At 71.4% G+C, this 924-nt stretch carries 1 protein-coding gene and 1 pseudogene; both read left to right on the top strand.

Annotation, left to right across the window (positions count from 1 at the left end; all coding sequences use genetic code 11):
• Window positions 1-250, top strand: a 250-nt coding sequence (locus ABD323_RS41860; RefSeq protein WP_344447314.1) for a hypothetical protein, incomplete at its 5' end; no start/stop codon positions are given.
• A 67-nt stretch (window positions 251-317) separates the two neighbouring features.
• Window positions 318-924 (top strand): annotated as a pseudogene (locus tag ABD323_RS41855) (hypothetical protein); the annotation flags it as partial.

The raw sequence follows: 924 nt of genomic DNA, 5'->3' as shown, positions 1-924 counted from the left end.
CACCTCCACGCCGCCCGGCAGCGTCGCCCGGATCGAGGCCGCGACCGGGAGGTCCACCGAGATCACCGCCGACCACTTCTCGGTCGACACCACCACCCTGACCCTGGCCAAGGAGTTCGGCGTGCCGCAGGGCGAACCGGTGCTGGTCAGGACCACGATCAGGCACGACGGTGAGGGCGTCATCGAGTACGGCCGGACGTACTTCCCCCGGCACGTCGATCTCCGCTTGGAGTACTCGAACCGAGGCTGACCCCCACCAAGCAGGCGGGCCGCGCCGGATGCACCCGGTGCGGCCCCGTGATCAACGGAGGATCCCCGTGTCACACACGACTGAGTATGACCTGCACACCCCTGCGCACCCGGTGCGCACCCCCGCCCACCAGGGCATCAGCACCCCGGCCCGGTGGGTGCTCGGCAGCATCTTCGTGGTGATGGGCGGCGTCGGCATCGCTGGAGCCGTCGCCACCTTCTTCAACATGAAGTCCGCGTTCGGGAGTTCGGGCACCGCAGTCGGCGTCGTCGCCGCCGGCGAGGGCGCAACCGCCGTGCTGGGCCTCACCCTTGTGGGCCTGACCCTGATCAACCGGCCGTACCCGTCGGGCCTGCGGCTCGGCCTCTGGCTGATCCCGCTCGCCGGGTCGGTCACCGGTGGGGTGGTCGCCCTGGCCAAGGACGACTACCAGCACGCCATGGTGAACGCGGTGACGCCGCTGGCCATGACGGTCGCGGCCGAGATGGCCGGGTACCTCGCGCGCTCCATCGTGGTGGCCAGCACGGGAGTCGACGCCGAGGCCGACAGGCTGACCGGCGAGACCCTGCGCCGGATCGAGTGGCACCAGGCCCGCGCCCAGCACCACCCGTCCAAGTGGACCCGGAAGCGCTCCGCCAAGGCCGCCTGGAAGCTCGCCCGGACCCTCCGCCCGA

The sequence above is a fragment of the Kitasatospora nipponensis genome, assembly GCF_039528135.1.
Lineage (GTDB): Bacteria > Actinomycetota > Actinomycetes > Streptomycetales > Streptomycetaceae > Kitasatospora > Kitasatospora nipponensis.
This window is presented reverse-complemented; position numbering and strand designations above follow the sequence as displayed.